The organism is Klebsiella sp. JN_Kp122 (assembly GCF_040062085.1).
Lineage (GTDB): Bacteria > Pseudomonadota > Gammaproteobacteria > Enterobacterales > Enterobacteriaceae > Klebsiella > Klebsiella aerogenes.
Genome location: NZ_JBEAHW010000010.1, coordinates 1 through 793, shown reverse-complemented (window position 1 = coordinate 793; position 793 = coordinate 1). Strand labels below are relative to the sequence as shown.

Here is a 793-nt window from a genome sequence, read left to right as displayed (position 1 = left end):
TCCCCCCATATTCAGACAGGATACCACGTGTCCCGCCCTACTCTTCGAGTTCACAGCCTGTGCATTTTGGTGTACGGGACTATCACCCTGTACCGTCGGACTTTCCAGACCGTTCCACTAACACACAAGCTGATTCAGACTCTGGGCTGCTCCCCGTTCGCTCGCCGCTACTGGGGGAATCTCGGTTGATTTCTTTTCCTCGGGGTACTTAGATGTTTCAGTTCCCCCGGTTCGCCTCGTTAACCTATGTATTCAGTTAACGATAGTGCAACGAATTGCACTGGGTTTCCCCATTCGGACATCGCCGGCTGTAACGGTTCATATCACCTTACCGACGCTTTTCGCAGATTAGCACGTCCTTCATCGCCTCTGACTGCCAGGGCATCCACCGTGTACGCTTAGTCGCTTAACCTCACAACCCGAAGATGTTTCGTAAAACACCCACGTGTCGCGAAAATTTGAGAGACTCGAACACACATTAACTGTGTGTCGTTTCAATTTTCAGCTTGATCCAGATTTTTAAAGAGCAAATATCTCAAACGTCACCCGAAGATGAGTTTTGAGATATATCGGCACGCGTCTTTCACTCACGAACCAGCAAGTGGCGTCCCCTAGGGGATTCGAACCCCTGTTACCGCCGTGAAAGGGCGGTGTCCTGGGCCTCTAGACGAAGGGGACACTGAAGTCTCAATCGCAAGACGCCTTGCTTCTTTACTTTCATCAGACAATCTGTGTGAGCACTACAAAGGCAGGTTCTTTAAGGTAAGGAGGTGATCCAACCGCAGGTTCCCCT

The 793-nt window shown here is 50.7% G+C and carries 1 tRNA gene and 1 rRNA gene; both read right to left on the bottom strand.

Annotation, left to right across the window (positions count from 1 at the left end):
• A 23S ribosomal RNA gene (locus tag ABLU78_RS03370) occupies window positions 1-412 on the bottom strand; the annotation flags it as partial.
• 190 nt (window positions 413-602) lie between these two features.
• Window positions 603-678: transfer RNA gene (locus ABLU78_RS03365), tRNA-Glu, on the bottom strand.
• Window positions 679-793: the final 115 nt, after the last annotated feature.